Here is a 317-nt window from a genome sequence, read left to right on the forward strand (position 1 = left end):
CGGCCGTACCGAGACCCGCACCGTCAAAGCCGTCACCGTGACCCTCCCCGGCGGACTGGGTTTCCCTCACGCGCAGCAAGCGGTACGGATCACCCGGACCCGCACGATCAAGGGAAAGACCACCCGGGAGATGGCGTACCTGACCGTGTCCCTGCCCGCCGGACAGGCCCAACCCGCCGACCTCAGCTCATGGGCACGCGCGGAAGGGCACATCGAGAACCGCGTGCACTACATCAGAGACGTGACGCTACGTGAAGACGCCCACCAAGCCCGGACCGGCAACGGCCCCGCCGTCTTCGCCACACTCCGTAACACCT

1 pseudogene is annotated in these 317 nt (G+C 67.5%); it reads left to right on the forward strand.

Annotated features, from left to right (window positions below):
- A pseudogene (locus AC2CHE_RS27020) lies at positions 1 to 317 on the forward strand (ISAs1 family transposase); the annotation flags it as partial.

The organism is Micromonospora sp. ATLC16 (genome assembly GCF_057196645.1).